Annotated in this window: 17 protein-coding genes and 1 riboswitch; of the genes, 5 read left to right on the top strand and 12 right to left on the bottom strand. The window is 68.5% G+C overall.

The window, feature by feature from the left end:
• Positions 1–2 precede the first annotated feature (2 nt).
• Together DP939_RS05975 and DP939_RS05970 are read left to right on the top strand one after the other, a co-directional pair.
• Positions 3–1,025 carry an LLM class F420-dependent oxidoreductase gene (locus tag DP939_RS05975; protein ID WP_113979594.1) on the top strand — a complete coding sequence of 341 codons (1,023 nt, stop codon included), beginning with the start codon at positions 3–5 and terminating at the stop codon, positions 1,023–1,025.
• Positions 1,022–2,350, top strand: coding sequence for an MATE family efflux transporter (locus DP939_RS05970; RefSeq protein WP_158578480.1), 1,329 nt, complete (start codon positions 1,022–1,024; stop codon positions 2,348–2,350). Before DP939_RS05975 ends, DP939_RS05970 begins: the two co-directional genes overlap by 4 nt.
• On the opposite strand, the gene DP939_RS05965 is transcribed toward DP939_RS05970, so the two are convergent.
• The 8 genes from DP939_RS05965 to DP939_RS05930 form a co-directional block, all read right to left on the bottom strand.
• Complete coding sequence (locus DP939_RS05965; RefSeq protein ID WP_158578479.1) at positions 2,283–2,792, bottom strand: GNAT family N-acetyltransferase; 510 nt, start codon at positions 2,790–2,792, stop codon at positions 2,283–2,285. The two genes, DP939_RS05970 and DP939_RS05965, sit on opposite strands and share 68 nt — an antisense overlap.
• An 89-nt stretch (positions 2,793–2,881) precedes the next feature.
• Positions 2,882–3,484, bottom strand: a complete 603-nt coding sequence (locus DP939_RS05960) for a superoxide dismutase (protein WP_113979591.1) — start codon at positions 3,482–3,484, stop codon at positions 2,882–2,884.
• 59 nt (positions 3,485–3,543) lie between these two features.
• Entirely contained in the window at positions 3,544–4,062 is a 519-nt protein-coding gene (locus DP939_RS05955; protein ID WP_158578478.1) for a Fur family transcriptional regulator, read from the bottom strand.
• 153 nt (positions 4,063–4,215) lie between these two features.
• Positions 4,216–5,211, bottom strand: coding sequence for a ribonucleotide-diphosphate reductase subunit beta (locus DP939_RS05950; RefSeq protein WP_113979589.1), 996 nt, complete (start codon positions 5,209–5,211; stop codon positions 4,216–4,218).
• A complete protein-coding gene (locus DP939_RS05945; RefSeq protein WP_225878078.1) occupies positions 5,211–7,577 on the bottom strand; it encodes a ribonucleoside-diphosphate reductase subunit alpha in 2,367 nt (788 codons plus the stop codon). The genes DP939_RS05950 and DP939_RS05945 overlap by 1 nt, the downstream gene beginning before the upstream one ends.
• A gap of 128 nt (positions 7,578–7,705) precedes the next feature.
• A riboswitch (cobalamin riboswitch) is annotated at positions 7,706–7,911 on the bottom strand.
• Between the two features lie 120 nt (positions 7,912–8,031).
• Positions 8,032–8,430, bottom strand: a complete 399-nt coding sequence (locus DP939_RS49235) for a transposase (RefSeq protein ID WP_225878077.1) — start codon at positions 8,428–8,430, stop codon at positions 8,032–8,034.
• A gap of 209 nt (positions 8,431–8,639) precedes the next feature.
• Complete coding sequence (locus DP939_RS05935; protein WP_199564978.1) at positions 8,640–9,275, bottom strand: TetR/AcrR family transcriptional regulator; 636 nt, start codon at positions 9,273–9,275, stop codon at positions 8,640–8,642.
• Entirely contained in the window at positions 9,272–10,459 is a 1,188-nt protein-coding gene (locus DP939_RS05930) for a cytochrome P450 (RefSeq protein ID WP_113979587.1), read from the bottom strand. The genes DP939_RS05935 and DP939_RS05930 overlap by 4 nt, the downstream gene beginning before the upstream one ends.
• A 158-nt stretch (positions 10,460–10,617) precedes the next feature.
• On the opposite strand from DP939_RS05930, the gene DP939_RS05925 reads away from it, so the two are divergent.
• Entirely contained in the window at positions 10,618–10,869 is a 252-nt protein-coding gene (locus tag DP939_RS05925) for a transposase (RefSeq protein ID WP_318656270.1), read from the top strand.
• Positions 10,870–11,480: 611 nt separating this feature from the next.
• On the opposite strand, the gene DP939_RS05920 is transcribed toward DP939_RS05925, so the two are convergent.
• The 4 genes from DP939_RS05920 to DP939_RS05905 all read right to left on the bottom strand — a co-directional run bounded on the left by DP939_RS05920 (position 11,481) and on the right by DP939_RS05905 (position 15,672).
• Positions 11,481–11,663, bottom strand: coding sequence for a hypothetical protein (locus DP939_RS05920; RefSeq protein WP_113979586.1), 183 nt, complete (start codon positions 11,661–11,663; stop codon positions 11,481–11,483).
• Between the two features lie 130 nt (positions 11,664–11,793).
• Positions 11,794–12,633: a PaaX family transcriptional regulator gene (locus tag DP939_RS05915; RefSeq protein ID WP_113979585.1), complete on the bottom strand. Its 840-nt coding sequence runs from the start codon at positions 12,631–12,633 to the stop codon at positions 11,794–11,796.
• Positions 12,634–12,791: 158 nt separating this feature from the next.
• Positions 12,792–15,149: a bifunctional salicylyl-CoA 5-hydroxylase/oxidoreductase gene (locus tag DP939_RS05910; protein ID WP_113979584.1), complete on the bottom strand. Its 2,358-nt coding sequence runs from the start codon at positions 15,147–15,149 to the stop codon at positions 12,792–12,794.
• A 103-nt stretch (positions 15,150–15,252) separates the two neighbouring features.
• Positions 15,253–15,672: a RidA family protein gene (locus DP939_RS05905; protein ID WP_225878076.1), complete on the bottom strand. Its 420-nt coding sequence runs from the start codon at positions 15,670–15,672 to the stop codon at positions 15,253–15,255.
• Positions 15,673–15,788: 116 nt separating this feature from the next.
• Here DP939_RS05905 and DP939_RS05900 point away from each other — a divergent pair, with 116 nt between their 5' ends.
• Both DP939_RS05900 and DP939_RS05895 read left to right on the top strand, forming a co-directional pair.
• Positions 15,789–16,697, top strand: a complete 909-nt coding sequence (locus tag DP939_RS05900; protein ID WP_113979582.1) for an acyl-CoA thioesterase — start codon at positions 15,789–15,791, stop codon at positions 16,695–16,697.
• 33 nt (positions 16,698–16,730) lie between these two features.
• Entirely contained in the window at positions 16,731–17,135 is a 405-nt protein-coding gene (locus tag DP939_RS05895; protein ID WP_113979581.1) for an acyl-CoA thioesterase, read from the top strand.
• Positions 17,136–17,159 lie beyond the last annotated feature (24 nt).

Here is a 17,159-nt window from a genome sequence, read left to right as displayed (position 1 = left end):
GTATGCGCTTGGGACTCGCCCTGGGCTACGGCGGAGAACCGATGGAGGAGGTGCTGCCGGTCGTCCGGCACGCCGAGCGGATCGGTGTCGACTCGGTGTGGAGCGTGGAGGAGTACGGCCCCGACGCCGTCAGCGTTCTGGGCTACTTGGCGGCCACCACCACGCGGATCGAACTGGGCACCGCGATCATGCAGATACCCGCCCGGACCCCCGCCGCGACGGCGATGACCGCGATGACGCTCGACGTCCTGTCCGGCGGCCGGTTCCGGCTCGGGCTCGGGTTGTCCGTGCCCTGGATCGTCGAGGGCTGGCACGGCCTGCCCTGCGACCGCCCGCTCCAGCGGACCCGGGAGTACGTCGAGATCGTCCGCAGGGCGGTCGCGCACGAGGAGCGGGTACGGCACGACGGCGCGATCTACTCGCTGCCCTACACCGGCCCCGGCTCCACCGGCAGGGCACGGCCGATCCGCTCGGAGATGGCGCCACTGCGGTCACGGATCCCGCTCTACCTGGCCGCCATCGGCCCCCGCAACCTCGCCCTGACCGGCGAGATCGCCGACGGATGGCTGTCGGGCATGTACGCCCCCGAGCACGAGGCCGCCCTCCTGGCCCCGCTCGACGAGGGGATCGCCAGGGCCGGGCGCGACCGCGCGGATGTGAAGATCTGCCCCATCGTCTACGCGGCCCGCGCGGACACCGTGCGGGAGGGCCGCGACAAGTTGCGTCCGCTGTACGCGCACCTGATCGGAGCCGTCGCCCCCGGCGTGCGCAACACCTACTTCGACGTGGCCTGCCAAATGGGCTATCAGGGCCCGGCCGAGGACATCCGCAAGCGCTTCGCGGACGGCGACAAGGCGGCGGCCACCGCCGCCGTTCCCGACCGGCTGGTCGAGGAGATCGCGCTGTGCGGCCCGCTCGACGCCATCGCGGCGCGCGTTCGCGAGTGGAAGGACTCAAGGGTGGACACCCTGATCGTCCTGGACCGCGACACCGAGATCCTGGACGCGGCCCAGGCCGTCCTGTGACGGCGCCGGCCGCCGGTCCGAGCGTCGGTCGGCTGTGGGCGCTGGCCGTACCACTCCTGGTCGCCGGACTGACGCAGATCATCGTCAACCTGGTCGATACCGTGCTGCTCGGCCGGCTCTCCACCGAGGCGCTCGGGGCGTTCGCGCTCGCCGCGCCGGTCTACCTGGTCGCGCTCGTCGTCGTACGTGGCTGGGCGACCGCGGTGCAGGTGCTGGTGGCGCGCGAACACGGCGCGGGACGCCCCGGTTCGGTCGCCCGGGTGGTCCGCGTGGGGCTGCTGACCTCGATCGTCGTGGGGGCCGGCATCGGCGCGGCGCTGTACGCCGTGGCCGGTCCCACACTGACGCTGCTCGGCGCGGCCCCCGAGCTCATCGGCCCCGGCACCGGTTACCTGCGAATACTCGCGCCCGCCGTGCCGTTGGCCGCCGCGTCGTTCGTGCTGCAGAGCGCGTGCGCGGGCATCGGCGTCACCCGCGCCTCGATGTACCACGCGCTCCTGGTCAACGTGGTCAACCTGCCCCTCGGCGTCCTGCTCATCTTCGGTGCCGGACTCGGCGTCACCGGCGCCGCGCTGGCCACCCTCGCCGCCACCGCCGCCGGTACGGCCTTCCTGCTCACGTACGCCCGCTCCCGCCTGCCGCGAAGCGGCCCGGAGCCAGCCGAAGACGTGACGCGCCGGCTGTGGGCCATCGGCTGGCCGGAGATGAGCACCATGGGGCTCGGCTATCTCAACGAGGCGCTGATCGCGGGCTTCGCGGCCCGCATGAGCACCGCCGACCTGGCGGCGTACCGCATCGTGGACAACCTGCTGCTCGTCGTCTTCACCGCGCTGAGCGCCGCGGCGGCGCCCATCACGATCATGGCCGGCCAGGCGCTGGGCGCGGGCGACAAGGCGGCGGCGACCCTGTGGCGGCGCAAGGGGGTCGTCCTGCTGTTCGTGGTCTTCGCCGCGCCTGCGGCACTCGCGCTCCTGGCCGGTCCCTGGCTGCTCGCACTGGTCACCACCAACCCGGTGGTGGCGGACCTGGCCTGGGCGGCGGTACCGCTCGCGGTGCTCAGCATGGCCCCTATGGTGCCCGCCATGGCGTACGGCTCGTTCCTGCGCGCGATGGGCGACACCCGATCCGTCATGCTCGCCAACGCGGCCGGGGACTACCTGATGTTGCTGCCACTCGCATGGCTGCTCGGCGTGCGGGCCGGGCTCGGGCTGCCTGGAGTGTACGTCGCCTGGATCGCGTTCGGCCTCACGCTCTCCCTCATACTCGCCCTGCGTGTCCGCGCTCACCTGCGGCGCGGGACGGTGAGCACGCTTCCCGCAGCATGATCAGCCTGGACCGGCCATGCGGGGCCGGGTGGCAGGCGGCGACTCGCCAGCCGCGGTGGCGGTAAAGGCCCAGCGCGGCACCGGCTCGCGGGTGGGTGAGCAGCCACCAGGAGGCGGGCGGCGCGGCGGCCAGCAACCGGTCGTGCAGCATCGCACCGAGCCCCCAGCCGCGCGCGGCGGGCAGGACGGCCAGCTCCTTCAGGGTGAGGTCGCCGCGCGGCAACCGCGAGGCGAGCAGGGCGAGCCTTGAGCAGGGTACGGCGTAGGCGAAACCGCAGACCTGATCACCATGCAGGGCCGCGACGGCGAGGAATCCCGGCCTCAGCGCGTCGGTGGCGAGCCGCGCGGCGACCGCACGAGCCTCCGTGCGGGGCTCGGACCAGGGCGGACGGGTGAAGACGCCCTCCGCCACCTCGGCCACGGTGTCCAGCAGGCGATGCACGTCTCCGGCCGGGATGAGACGGACTTCGCAGGGAGCGGCGCCCGCCCGGCCCGGCGGACCATGCTGGGACCGGGCGCGCGCCGCCGGCATCAGGCGCTACGTGCCGCGTCGTAGCGGGCGATGACGTCGTTCCAGTTGATCAGGTTCCACAGCTTCTCGACGTAGTCCGGGCGGACGTTCCGGTACTGGAGGTAGTACGCGTGCTCCCAGGCGTCGAACACCAGCAGCGGCGTGGTGTTCATGCCGATGTTGCCGTGGTGGTCGTAGACCTGCTCCACCACCAGGCGGCGGCCCAGCGGCTCCCAGGCCAGCACGCCCCAGCCCGATCCCTGCACGGTGGCCGTGGCCGTGGTGAGCTGCTTCTGGAACGCCTCGAACGACCCGAAGTGCTCGTCGATGGCCGCCCCCAGGTCACCGTCGGGGCGGTCACCGCCGTCCGGGGAGAGGTTCTGCCAGAAGATCGTGTGCAGGACGTGGCCGGAGAGGTTGAAGGCGAACGTCTTCTCCAGCCCGACGAGCCCGCCGAATTCGCCCTTGTCACGGGCACCAGCGAGCTTTTCCAGCGTGTCGTTCGCGCCCTTGACGTAGGCGGCGTGGTGCTTGGCGTGGTGCAGCTCCAGGATCTCCCCGGTGATCGCCGGCTCCAGGGCGGCGTAGTCGTAGGGCATGTCCGGAAGGGTGTACTCACCCATGGCGTCTCTTCCTTCGCGGTCCTAGTTGCATACTCATCGCAACAACCATAGTTGCGCAACTATCCGGCGTTGCGGGAGGCCTGCCGACAGCCTCCGCATCTTCCCCGCAGGAACTGGCCGGAGGGCTCCACCTCGAAGCCGCAACTCGATTTGATCAGCTCCGCCGCCGTGCCCAGCCGGTCGGCCGGCACCTCGACCAGCAGTCCGCATCGTTCGCAGAAGAGGTGATGATGCGGCGTCGTGGCCAGCCCGAACATCGCCTCACCGGCGTGCGTGAAGCTGTGCAGCACGCCGTGCTCGCGCATCATCGTCACATTGCGATAGACGGTGGACAGGTCCACCTTCGGGTGCGCATCGGCCACCAGTCGATGCAGGTGCGAAACGCTGAGATGGGTCGCCGTCTCGCAGAGGACGGCCAGAATCCGCAGCCGAGGAAGGGTCCGGCGCAGGCCGATGCCGGTAAGGATCTCACCGGCATCGGCGTACGGGCCGGGCTTGGCCGGACCACAGGCGTCGTAGCGCGGATGGCCGAGGCGACGCCGGCCCGGGTCGGCCGACCATACGTCGAGATGCTCCATCAGCCGCCACCCATAGATGCATATTAGTAGCAGTTGCAAACAATATGCAGGATGAGAGTGACATCTCTCGCAACTCATGTCATTTCAGGTGAAATCGGCCACCCGGATCTGCTGCCCCGCGCGCCGCGACGCTCGTCGACCGCCGAGCCCGGATCAGAAGTCGGCGTCGAAGCTGACCGAGCCGGTCACTCCCACCTGGTAGGCCGAGACACGGCGCTCGAAGAAGTTCGCCAGCTCCTGCACGTCCTGGAGTTCCATGAAGGCGAACGGGTTCTTCGCCCCGTACAGCGGCTCGATGCCGAGTTGGGTCAGCCGCCGGTCGGCGACGTGCTCCAGGTACGTGCGCATGTCCGCGGTCGACATGCCCGGCACCCCCTGCCCCAGCAGGTCTTCGGCGAACTGCGCCTCGCAGTCCACCGCCTCGGCGAGCATCTGCCTGACCTGCTCGGCCATCTCCTCGTCGAATAGGCCGGGCTCCTCCCGGCGTACGACGGCGACCACGTCGAAGGCGAAGGCCATGTGCATGGACTCATCCCGGAAGACCCAGTTCGTGCCCGAGGCCAGGCCGTTCAGCAGCCCGCGGGAACGCAGGAAGTAGACGTAGGCGAAGGCCCCGTAGAAGAACAGGCCCTCGATGCAGGCGGCGAAGCAGATCAGGTTGAGCAGGAACGCCCTGCGGTGTTCCCGTGTCTCCAGCCGGCGCAGGTCCCCGATGGAGTCGATCCAGCGGAAACAGAACTCGGCCTTACGGCGGATGGAGGGGATGTTCTCCACCGCCGCGAACGCCTCGTACCGCTCTTGTTCGTCCGGGACATAGGTGTCCAGCAGGTTCAGGTAGAACTGGACGTGCACGGCCTCCTCGAAGAGCTGCCGCGACAGGTACAGCCTGGCCTCGGGGGCGTTGACGTGCTCGTACAGGTTGAGCACCAGGTTGTTGGCCACGATCGTGTCGCCGGTGGCGAAGAACGCGACCAGCCGGCCGACCAGGTGCCGCTCGGCGGGCGACAACTTGGACAGGTCGGCGAGGTCGGAGTGCAGGTCCACCTCCTCCACGGTCCAGGTGTTCTTGATCGCGTCACGGTAGCGATCGAAGAACAGCGGGTAGCGCATCGGGCGCAGGGTCAGGCTCATGCCCGGGTCGAGCAGCATCACTGGCACGCCTCACAGGATTCGGGGTTCTCCAGGGAGCAGGCAACGACCTCATCGAGCTTGTCCGCGACGGGGACGGTGGCCTGCTGGATCCGGGTGGCGGGGCGGGAACGCAGGTAGTAGGTGGTCTTCAGGCCGGACTTCCAGGCGTACAGGTACATCGAGGAGAGCTTGTCGATCGTCGGTGCGCTCAAGAACAGGTTGAGCGACTGGCTCTGGTCGATGTACGGCGAGCGCGCGGCGGCCATGTCGATGAGCGCGCGTTGCGGCAGCTCCCAGGCGGTGCGGAACAGCCGCCGCACGTCGTCCGGTAGTTCGGCGATGCCCTGTACCGAGCCCTCGGCCTGCCGGATGGCGGCCCGTACCCGCTCGATCCACAGCCCGCGTGCCTTCAGCTCGGCCACCAGGGCGTTGTTGATCTGCAGGAACTCCCCGCTCAGGGTCTCGCGCTTGAACAGGTTGGACACCTGCGGCTCGACGCACTCATAGCACCCGGCGATGGAGGCGATGGTGGCGGTGGGCGCGATGGCGATCAGCAGCGAGTTGCGCAGGCCGTGGGCGGCGATCCGCTCGCGTACGGCGGCCCAGCGCTCGGCCTGGGTGCCGTCCACGCCCCACAGATCGTGCTGGAGCTTGCCGCGCGCCGCCCATGTCTGGTCGTAGGCGGGGTGCGCGCCGAACCGCTCGGCCAGCCCGGCGGAGGTCTCCAGCGCGGACAGGTAGATCTCTTCAGAGATCCGGGTGGACAGCTCCCTGGCCTCGGCGGAGTCGAACGGCAGCCGCAGCTTGAAGAACACGTCCTGCAAGCCCATGACGCCCAGGCCGACCGGACGCCAGCGCGGGTTGCTCGCCGCGGCCTGCGGGGTCGGGTAGTAGTTGATGTCGATCACCCGGTCCAGGAAGGTGACCGCGGTGCGCACGGTGGCGCGCAGCCGTTCCCAGTCGACGCCTCCCCCGGCCAGGTGCGCGGCGAGGTTGATCGAGCCGAGGTTGCAGACGGCGGTCTCCTCATCGCTGGACACCTCGATGATCTCGGTGCACAGGTTGGACAGGTGGACCACGTTGCCCGGCTCGGCCGCCTGGTTGCACAGCCGGTTGGCGGCGTCCTTGAAGGTCATCCAGCCGTTGCCGGTCTGGGCCAGGGTGCGCATCATCTTGGCGTACAGGTCGCGGGCCTTGACCTGGCGGACGTACCGGCCGGCCTCCTCGGCCGCGCGGTAGGCCGCCTCGAACGCCTCGCCCCACAGGTCGGGCAGTTCCGGCAGCTCGTGCGGGTCGAACAGCGACCACACGCCATCGGACTCCACCCGGCGCATGAACTCATCGGGGATCCAGTTGGCCAGGTTCAGGTTGTGCGTACGGCGGGCGTCCTCGCCGGTGTTGTCGCGCAGCTCCAGGAACTCCTCGACGTCCGGATGCCACGGTTCCAAGTAGGCGCAGGCCGCGCCCTTACGCCTGCCGCCCTGGTTGACCGCGGCCACCGACGCGTCCAGGGTGCGCAGCCACGGGACGATGCCGTTGGAGTGCCCGTTGGTGCCGCGGATCAGCGCGCCGCGCGAACGCACCCGCGACCAGGAGATGCCGATCCCACCGGCGAACTTCGACAGTTGCGCCACCTGGGCGTACCGCTCGTAGATCGAGCCCAGCTCGTCGCGGGGCGAGTCGACCAGGTAGCAGGAGGACATCTGGGTGTGCCGGGTGCCGGAGTTGAACAGCGTCGGCGAACTCGGCAGGTAGGCCAGCGACGACATGAGCCGGTAAAAGGCGATCGCCTCGGCGGGGGTCTCGGCCAGCCCGCACGCCACCCGAAGGAGCCAGTACTGCGGCGTCTCGACCACCAGCCGTGTGGACGGGTGGCGCAGCAGGTAGCGGTCATAGACCGTGCGCAGGCCGAAGTACTCCCAGCGCAGGTCCGCGTCCATGTCGATGGCGTCGTCCAGTTTGCGGGCGTTGGCTTCGACGAACTCGGCGGTGCGGTCGCCGATCAGGCCCTCGGCGTGTCCCAGCCGGATCGCCTGGCTGAAGGAGGCCACCCCCTGCCCGTGGACCTCCTTGCCGATGTACGCCGACAACAGCCGGGCGGCCAGGCGGGAGTACTGCGGCTCCTCGCCGATCATCTCGGCGGCGGTCTGGATCGACAGCTGGTCCAGTTCGGCGGTGGTCGCCCCGTCGTACAGCCCGCTGATCGTCTTGGTGGCCACCCGCAGCGGGTCGATGTCGGTCAGATCGCCGGCGCAGCGCTCCACCGCACGGACGATCTTGCCGACATCGACCGGCTCGGCGGTGCCGTTGCGCTTGCGAACGCGCATCTGTGCCCGCCGTGATGCGGGCATCTCGTTGGCCGGCAGGTCTTCGGTGACCGTCACAGCTCTCTCCTCGCGAACTCGGTCAGGTACCGAGAACGCGCAGGAGGCGTCGGCAAGGGGCGCGTACAGCCTCGCGTCCGGTGCCGTCGGCCGTCCCGCGCGGCCTCGGAGCAGCCGTGTACGCATGGCCGTACACGGCGCGGCCGGCAGGTCTTCGGACTTGTGGGCATGATCTTGGCGCCTACTGGCCGTCGCTTCCCAGGCCCTGTGGCCCAGTGCGCCTGACGGCGGTCGTTCCCACTCACCGCTGCGGGGCAGTCCCGGATTCCCACCGGGTTCCCTCTTGCCCCGGCCGCCCTGGCCGGGCGGCCGGACCGGCTGCAGAGACACCATATATAGACGCGATCAAAAAGTCACACCCAACATCTCGTGTTGAGGTGGCTCATCGAGGCGCAGAGGCCGCGTGAACCTCCGCATGAGACCTCGACCAAACGGCGACCCTGCTCATCACCGCCTATGGCATCGGTGACGCCACCGGCTGATCACCGAGGCAACGGACCACGGCATGGCGCAGGCGGTAGATCGCGGGGTCGAAGGCAGGCGGGCGGCCTCCTTTCGACCCCTTGGCCCTGCGGTGGTCCACGCTCACCGTCCAGCCGATCTTCCCGGCTGCGTCCGCACAGGCCTGTAACGCCGCCAGGATCTGTGCCCGCCTTCCCGCCCGCTGCCGGCGGCGGAAGAGGCCGTACACGGTGGACCAGTGGCCGTAGCAGGCCGGCACGTCCCGCCACGGCGCCCCGGTCCGGACCCGCCACCGGGTCCCGTCTATCAACTGCCGCCTGCTCCACTGACCAGTGCCATTCCCCGCCCCACCGGCCAGGCCCCTGCGCACCGACGTCGATGTCCCGCACATTGACCTCGATCGCTCAGAGCCCGATCGGCGGCGTTGGTATCGCAGGGCTACGTGGCCGGCGGCGACCGATCCGCCGACGTCACCGATGAGTGCGCAGACGATGGCATCCCGGGCATCGCGCTCTCGATGGGAGCGGAGGGCTTCGTCGAGGAGCGGGAAGACCGACCGCAAGGCTGAAAGGAGGTTGGCCCGTGTGCCCCCTGGTGGGCTCAAGGGCCTCCACCGCGTGATCGCGGGTCACTGTTCGTGGGTGGATGGGCCGGAGGAGTCCCGTGAAGAGGGCGGGGGAGGGCGGTCGATGAGGGGCGCAGCCCGTCGAGGAGTATGGCGAGATAGCGGCGGTGGCCCGCGCTGTGGGGATCGCCGGGATGTACGGTGGCGGCGGTCATCATGATGACAGCGGCCAGGTCCCGGACCTGTAGCTCCGGGCGCACCACCTTGGCGTCGATGGCGCGACTGATCAGGGGTTCCAGGGAGCGGAGGAGGCGGTGCGCGGTTTCGTTGGCGAATGTCTGGAATTCCAGGGCGAGCGAGTGAATCGCCTGCCGTTGGGCAAGCACGTCGGCGACGGTGGTGAGCGCACCGACGAGGTCTTGCCACGGATCATCGGTGTGGGCGGTGGTCATGGGTTCGATCTCAGTGATCAGAACATGATCGAAGACGGCCCGGATGAGCTGGTCGCGACTTCGGAAGCGGCGATACAGCGTCATTACGCTCACCTGCGCCCGCTCGGCGATCTCTTCAAGCGTGGCTTCCGGCCCGATCTCCTCGAACGCCGCGACCGCAGCGCCAAGGATCCGCTCGTAGTTACGGGCGGCGTCAGCCCTGAGTGCCCGTCCGCTCACCAGGTCACCGGTAGCGAACGCAATCCGTAGACGGGGCTGAAGATCTGGAAATCGAGGGCGGCGTCCGGATCGGCCAGTGCGAGGCTGGGAAAGCGCCGGAGTAGCGCCGGGAATGCGGTCCGCATCTCCATACGCGCCAGCGGCGCCCCCAGGCAGTGGTGCACCCCATGGCCGAAGGCGACATGACTGGCGGCACTGCGGGTGATGTCGAGCGCGTCGGGATCGTCGATGAGGGCGCTGTCGCGGTTGGCGGCGATCGGTGAGGGCACCACGATCGAACCGGCGGGAATGGTGCGCCCGGCGATCTTCACCTCGGTCGTGGTCGTGCGCATCAGCGAGGGCACGATGGACAACCAGCGCATCAGCTCTTCGACGGCTGGCTCGGCCCGCGCCGAGTCGTCGCGGATCATCGCCAGTTGGTCCGGGTGCTGCAGCAAGGCCAGGGTGCCAAGGGCGAGCATGTTGGAGGTGGTCTCGTGCCCGGCCAGCAGCAGCAGGCCGGCGATGCCGATCAGCTCATCGGCGGACAGGTCATCACCGTGTTCGCGCACCAGCATGCCCAGCATGTCCTCACCCGGGTGCGCCTGCGCCCGGGCGACCAGGTCCGCCATGTAGGCGCGTTGCTCCCGCCGCGCCGCGTTCCGTTCCTCGACCTGCGCGGATAGATCCAGTTGGCGCGCGGCACGGTGCTGAAACTCGCCCCGATCGGAATAGGGGACGCCGAGCAACTCGCAGATCACCATTGATGGCACCGGCAGCGCGAAGTGTGCCACCAGATCAGACGGCTTGCCCGATCGCTCCAGATCATCCAGTGCCGACTCCACGATCTCGGTGATCCGCGGCTCCAGCCGGCGCATCCGGCGCACCGTGAACTCCGGGGTCAGCATCCGCCGCAGCCGCGTGTGTTCGGGCGGGTCAAACGCGATCAGGTGCCCGGCCCGCGACTTCGCCTGCTCCTCCTCGCTCAACTCATCGTCGTCGGGGAACCGCATGCGGCTGCTGAACCGGGTCGCATCCGAGAGCACTTCCCGGACGTCCTCGTGACGCAAGATCAGATATGCGGGCACCCCGAACGCCGTCATCTGCCGTAGCACACCCTGGTCATCTCGTACCTGGCCGAGCTCCTCGACCGGGTCGAGCCCGTTGCGCCGCATTTCCAGCGGTAGCTCCGGCGTATGCGTCATCGTCTGTCCACCCATCCTCGTGATCGTCTTCCCGACGCTATCAGTTAAGTGTTAGTAGTCTTTCACTTTTCGGGCGGCGCCGTGCCGAATGATCAAGGAGGCGCGGATGCGCAAGCGGGTGATCGGCTCGGGGACCGGCTTGAGGTCCGGGGGAAGAGATGTTCCTGATGGTGATGAAGAACCACTCGCCCGAGTTCAAGGCCGACACGGTGGCGTTGGCGTTGTCGAGGCCGGATCGGACGCTCACGTCGACCGCGCGGGGCCTGGGAGTCAGCCGCGAGATCCTGCGAGTCTGGGTTCGCGCCGCGCAGGCTCGCGGTGAAGGCGGACCCGGGAGCTGGTCAAGGAACACGCCCGGCAGAAGGCTGCGTGGGAGGGCCGCCACGCTCACCGACCCATCGCCTCTTTGACCACAAGACCACGAAACGCTTGAGGTCATCACGCTCGTCTTCCAGCTGCCCAAGCTCCTTCGTGATGTGGTCGATGCCGTGCTCGGTCTTCTGGGAGCCGATGAAACTCCTGCCTGGCACTGGGCGTGTCCCAGTCCTGGTTCTACGAATGGAGGAGCCGGATCGGACCGGGCCGGTTCCTCCTGCTCAGACTCCGTCAGCTTCCCGTTCCCGCCGCCGTTCCCGCCACCGGCCTGCCCGCTGGCATGCCGGTCCATCTGTCGAGTCGGCACGGAGCGCGGTGCTGGTGTCCCACCTGCCCGTTTCTCCGTGCCGCTCGCCGAACCCGGCGTACCCGTCTCCGAGTACCGGGCTCTCCACGGCCTGTGCCGTCAGGCGTGTTCAGGGACCATCCAAGGGCTGGGAATCTCGTCGCCGCGGTAGCGGTAGCGGGTGGCCGCAACCGCCGATGCCGTCGGAGCCGATGTCGGCCAGGGGCAGGTTACTCGTATCGGTCTAGATCATCCGGACGCCGAGCGTTTCGAGCTGCTCCACCATGGCGGGGATCTGGGCGTTGAACGCCTCGCGCCGCGTGGCCTGAGCGGGGTCGCGCAGCGGCTGCACGCCCGCCATCAGGACGGTGACTCCCGGGTCGGCGATCTCGTGGATGAGGCGGCCCCCTCCATGGCGACGAGCAGCCCACCGGCCAGCGCGATCACCGTCAGCGCCGCGACCAGGCGGCGCAGTATGCGCGCCGCCGCTGCCAGGCCCCGCCGGCCCTTGACCGCCGAGGCCGCGAATAACTGTGCTTTCATCAGGTCTCCCCCAAGAGGCGGGTGCTGCGCGGCCGTTGTTGATCCTTTGTCGCGTGCGTTCCCGCCGGTGCGGGTCGCGCCTCCGAGAACGGCCGGCGGTGCGCCGGCCGCACCTGGGCCGCGACGGCCCCTACGTTTCCCGGAGGATGGATTCGACGAAGCGGTGGGCAGGCTTGGCGAGTCGATCGTGCAGTTCGAAAAAGGTCTCGGCGGCCCGCACGCCGTTCCAGTCCATGGGCAGCACCTCGGCAGGGAGCCCAGGATCGGAATATGGCAGGCGGCGCCAGTCCGTGAGGGCGCCGACGTGGTCCACGAACGCCTGAGCCGAATCCATGCTCGGGCAGTCACGATAGCGGCTCAGGATAGGGCCGTACCGATCCAGAAACTCATCGTAGAGACCCTGCAGGCGGGGCAGGTCCCACCAGCCTGGAATCTGGGCTTTGATATCGGCGAAGGCAAGATGTTGGGCCTGGAAAAGATTGACGTAGGCACTGAGTTCGTAACGCTCAAGAACATCACGCGCCTCGCCGAACAAATTGGCAGGTGCGATCCAGACTCCCGCGGCCACTGTGCCGAACCCCAGCCAGGACAGTTGGGAGCGCAACTGGTGTCGCTTGTCGCGCTCTGTTTCGGGCACGCTGAAGACGGCCAGCAGCCAACCCTCTCCGAAGGTCGCCCGGCGTCGTTCGAAGATGCGCCGGTCGCCTTCGCGCAGTATCTGGTAGGCGGCTTCGGTCAAGGCGTATCCCGCGGTTCCGTTGACCTTGGCGGCGGTGAGGAGACCGCGCCGCTTGAGACGGGAGGTCGCCGATCGTACGGCCGGCGCGTCCACTCCGCATCGGGCAAGCAGCTTGATGAGCGAGGCGATGCTCATCCAGCCGCCGGCTTCGCGTGCATATATGCCGTAAACGGTGACGATCAAAGCGCGGGGCTGGTGGCCCCTTCCATTGGCTTCGTCGTCATCGACCACGATGGGGCACCTCTGCGCTTACGGACGCACTCCTGGTGGGTGGTGTGCTCCTCGCCGGACATCAACGGGCTCAATGGTATCGACTCATCAAAGCGCACGTTCGACACGGATCTCCGGGTCGATCAAGTACCCCGGGCCTGGTCCTGCGCCGGTTCGGCTCACGGGCGCCACCGCGCGTGCCCGCCGGTGGGCGTGCCTTCGCGGATCAGCCGCAGCCGCGGCTTGGGCCCGTCGGCGCGGCCCGTCTGAGGTTTGCGCCGGCCCGCTCGCCAAGGATCCGGCCAGATCGCCCCGGACCCGGCGTAGTCCTGCTCGACGGCGGCGTGCAGCGTCCAGTTGGGTTCGTAGAGATGAACCCGTCCCAATGCGCACAGGTCGGCACGGCCCGCCAGGATGATCGAGTTGACGTCGTCGTACGACGAGATCACCCCGACCGCGATCGTCGGAATACCGGCCTGATTGCGGATCTTGTCGGCGTACGGTGTCTGATATGACCGGCCGAAGGCCGGCTTCTCCTCTGCCGTGACCTGGCCGGTGGACACATCGATGGCGGCGGCGCCAGCGTCGGCGAACGCGCGGGCGATCTCCACGGCGTCGTCGCCGGTGATGCCGTCCTCGACCCAGTCGGTGGCCGAGATCCGCACCGCCATCGGCTTGTGCCGCGGCCAGACCTGCCGCATCGCGCGGAAGACCTCGATCGGGTAACGGAGCCGGGCGGCGAGGCCGCCGCCGTACTCGTCCGTGCGGCGATTGGTCACCGGGGAGATGAACGACGACAGCAGGTAGCCATGCGCGCAATGGAGCTCCAGCAGGTCAAAGCCCGAGACGTTGGCATATCGCGCCGCGACGACGAACTCCTGCTTGATCTCTTCCATCTCGGCGTGGGTGAGTTCGCGGGGCACCTGGTTGACCCCCTCCCTGTAGGGCAGGGCGGACGGTGCGACGACCTCCCAGTTGCCCTCGGGGAGTGGCTGGTCGATTCCCTCCCACATAAGGCGGGTGGAGCCCTTCCGCCCGGAATGGCCGACCTGAATGCCGATTTTCGCGTTGGTCTCGCGATGCACGAAGTCGGTGAGCCGACGCCAGGCGGCCGCCTGCTCCCCGGTCCAGATACCGGTGCAGCCGGGCGTGATGCGCCCCTTGCCGGAAACGCAGACCATCTCCGTCATGACCAGGCCGGCGCCGCCGAGCGCTTTGCCTCCCAGGTGGACCAGGTGGAAGTCGTCCGGCATGCCGTCGACGGCCCGGTACATGTCCATCGGCGACACCACGATCCGGTTCGCGAGCTCCAGTTCGCCGAGGCGGAAGGAGTGGAACATCGGCGGTGTGCCCGGCCCGTCTCCATGCCGGTGTGCCTGCCGCTCGGCGAACCAGGCGTCGATGCGGCCCACGAACTCGGGGTCGCGCAGCCGGAGGTTGTCGTAGGTGACCCGGCGGCTTCGGGTCACGATGTTGAACGCGAACTGCTCGGGCTCCTGGCCGACGTACTGGTCGAGGTTTTCGAACCATTCCAGGCTCGCCTGGGCCGCCCGCTGGGTGGACTGGACGACAGGCTTGCGTTCGTCCTCGTAGGCGGTGAGCGCCTGGTCGAGGGTGGGCTGTTCGTGCAGGCACGCGGCCAGGGCGAGGGCGTCCTCCATGGCCAGTTTGGTACCCGAGCCGATGGAGAAGTGGGCGGTGTGGGCGGCGTCGCCGAGGATCACGATGTTCTCGTGACGCCAGCTTTCGTTCCGGACCGTCGTGAAATTGATCCACTTGCTGTTGTTGGCGAGGAGCGCGTGGTCGCCGAGTTCCTCGGCGAAGATCTCTTTCACCCGTTCGATCGACATGTCGTCGGACTCACCCGGTGCGAGTTCCCGGGCGGCGAGGGTGTCGAATCCGGCTTTGCGCCACACGTCCTCGTGCATCTCGACGATGAACGTGCTGCCCCGGGCGTCGAACGGGTAGCCGTGTCCCTGCATCACGCCGTACGGCGTTTCGCGGACGTAGAACTTGAAAGCCTCGAAGACCTTGTCCGTGCCGAGCCACATGTACTTGCAGGCGCGGCGCTCCAAGCCGGGGTGGAAAGAGTCGGAGTACTTGGACCGGACGGCCGAGTTCACCCCGTCGGCGGCGACCACCAGGTCGTGGGTCGCGGCGAGCTGCGCTACGTCGGGCGCCTCGGCGAGGAAGTGGACCTTGACCCCGAGTTCGCGGCAGCGCTGCTGCATGATCTCCAGCAATCGCCTGCGGCTCAGCGCCGCGAAACCGTGGCCCCCACTGGTGAGCACCTGTCCCCGGTAGTGGACGTCGATGTCGTCCCAGCGGGCGAACTCGGCCTGCATCGCATGGTAGATAGCGGGATCAGCGTGTTCGATCCCGCCGAGCGTCTCATCGGAGAACACCACGCCGAATCCGAAAGTGTCGTCAGGAGCGTTGCGTTCCCAGACGGTGATCTCGTGTTCCGGGCCCAACTGCTTGGCCAGCGCTGAGAGATACAGGCCTCCCGGCCCGCCCCCGATGACCGCAATCCGCACGGTGCCTCCTCATATGACGACGATCGACGCTAATGTATCGCGAGTTCGAAACGACCGTCAAGAAAGCGCATCACGTAGGGCCGTCCAGGACCGAGGCGGCACATCAGTCGCGGGGAATCCTCAGTCTCTCGTCAGGGATCACCGCGGTGCCGAGGATCTCGATCAGGGCGTCCGGCTGCCACAACCCGGTGCATCCGATGCCCGCCATGGCCGGATAGACCGGTCCTGCCATCTCTCGCCAGACCTTGCCGATCTCCTTGCCGTGTGACTGGTAGTCGGCGATGTCGGTGAGGTAGATCGTGATGCTGACCAGGTCCGCCGGCTCTCCGCCCACTTCGCGCAGCGTGGTCAGCACGTTGCCGAACGCCTGCCGGAACTGTGCGACGATGCCGCCGGCCACGATGCGCATGTCGCGGTCCAGTGCGGTCTGCCCGGCGAGGTGAAGCGTGTTCCCGTGCAGCGTGCCATGCGAGAAGCCGCTCGGCGTGGGCAGGGCGGCGGGGTTGACGGGGACGGGCTTCACGGCATCCTCCAGGGTTCGATGATGGTATTGACAATATATGACGGCCGTGAAGAATGCGACATATCTACCTTGGGTTGACACCCGCATCCCATCGACCTGAAGGACACTCAGCGCGCATGAACCCCACCTCGGAGACCCTGACGGCCGCGCTCACCCTGACCCCGGCGCCGCCGGAGCGCTTTGACGAGGCATATCTCGCCACGTCACAGGACTGCCCGTGGCCCAAGGCGTACGGCGGTGACCTCGTCGCCCAGGCCGCCGTCGCGGCCATGCGATCCGTCGGCGGCGACCGGAGCCTGCACTCGATGCACAGCTACTTCATGCGCCCCGTCGAGATCGGCGTCGAGATCCGTTACGAGGTCGAACGCCTGAGGGAGGGGCGCAGCTACACGACCCGGCACGTCCGCGGATACTCCGGTGGCAAGCTCGCGTACATTGCCATGGCCTCCTTTCGCAGTGCGGAGCCGGGGGGTGATCACGCGGCGGCGATGCCCGAGGGCCTCCCGGATCCCGACGCGTTGCCGACCAGCGCCGCCTGCCTCGACTCGATCCAGCCGGGCACCCGAGCGGGCGGCACCATGACCAAGGAGTCGAAGGCGTACTGGTCGTCGGGGCGTGGCTTCGACATGCGGCACGTGCCGAGCCCGGTCTACCTCACGGTGGAAGGTGCGACGGCCCCGCACCAGGCGGTCTGGGTCAGGCCGTTCGACAAGCTCCGCCCCGTCGACGGACTCACCTCGCGCATGCGGGACCTGGCCGCACTCGCCTACGTCTGCGACTACACCATACTTGAGCCGATCTTGCGCGTCCTGGGCCTGCCATGGGCGCTCCCGGGGCTCACGACCGCCAGTCTCGACCACGCCATGTGGTTCCACCGCCATGAGCCCGTGGACGACTGGCTGCTCTACGCCCAGGAGGCCGGATCGGCCCAGAACGGGCGCGGCCTGGGGCTGGGCCGCTTCTTCAGCCGCGATGGACGGCATCTCGCGACGGTCGCGCAGGAAGGGGTCATCCGTGTGTCCTGATCCCGGCCTCCCCATCGACTCCGGCGACGCCGTATGAGCGACCGGCCCTCCGTCACGTACGTGGTGCGGGTCGAATGGAGTGACACCGACGCCGCGGGGCACCACCACAACACCGCCGTGACCAGGTTTGTGGAGGCCGCCGAGGCCGCGTTGACGCGCGAGCGCGGGCTCACCGGCTACTTCGGCAGCGCGCCCCGAGTGCGTTACGAGGTCGAATTCGAACAGCGCCTGTACTTCGGACAGCAGGTCACCGTCATGCTGAACGTCGAAGCCATCGGCACGTCCTCCATGACCTTCGGCTTCGAGGTCTGGGGTGAGGAGTTCGACGGACGCCCCCGGCGGCGCGCCGCGAGGGGCCGCTACGTGACCGTGCACGTTCCTCTCGGCGAAGACCGGAGCCGGCCCTGGCCCACCTCCTGGATCGCGGCCCTGAGCTGACGACGGCATGCCCGGCCCGCGTCG

Origin of the sequence: Spongiactinospora rosea, assembly GCF_003315795.1 — a bacterium.
In the GTDB taxonomy this organism is placed as follows: domain Bacteria; phylum Actinomycetota; class Actinomycetes; order Streptosporangiales; family Streptosporangiaceae; genus Spongiactinospora; species Spongiactinospora rosea.
This window is presented reverse-complemented; position numbering and strand designations above follow the sequence as displayed.

Bases quoted from the DNA above. Each gene is read 5' to 3' on its own strand.
- DP939_RS05895 (WP_113979581.1), top strand. From the start codon at position 16,731: ATGAGCGACCGGCCCTCCGTCACGTACGTGGTGCGGGTCGAATGGAGT.
- DP939_RS05920 (WP_113979586.1), bottom strand. From the start codon at position 11,663: ATGAAAGCACAGTTATTCGCGGCCTCGGCGGTCAAGGGCCGGCGGGGC.
- DP939_RS05930 (WP_113979587.1), bottom strand. From the start codon at position 10,459: ATGACGCATACGCCGGAGCTACCGCTGGAAATGCGGCGCAACGGGCTC.
- DP939_RS05950 (WP_113979589.1), bottom strand. From the start codon at position 5,211: ATGCTGCTCGACCCGGGCATGAGCCTGACCCTGCGCCCGATGCGCTAC.
- DP939_RS49235 (WP_225878077.1), bottom strand. From the start codon at position 8,430: ATGTGCGGGACATCGACGTCGGTGCGCAGGGGCCTGGCCGGTGGGGCG.
- DP939_RS05900 (WP_113979582.1), top strand. From the start codon at position 15,789: ATGAACCCCACCTCGGAGACCCTGACGGCCGCGCTCACCCTGACCCCG.
- DP939_RS05975 (WP_113979594.1), top strand. From the start codon at position 3: ATGCGCTTGGGACTCGCCCTGGGCTACGGCGGAGAACCGATGGAGGAG.
- DP939_RS05925 (WP_318656270.1), top strand. From the start codon at position 10,618: ATGTTCCTGATGGTGATGAAGAACCACTCGCCCGAGTTCAAGGCCGAC.
- DP939_RS05955 (WP_158578478.1), bottom strand. From the start codon at position 4,062: ATGGAGCATCTCGACGTATGGTCGGCCGACCCGGGCCGGCGTCGCCTC.
- DP939_RS05960 (WP_113979591.1), bottom strand. From the start codon at position 3,484: ATGGGTGAGTACACCCTTCCGGACATGCCCTACGACTACGCCGCCCTG.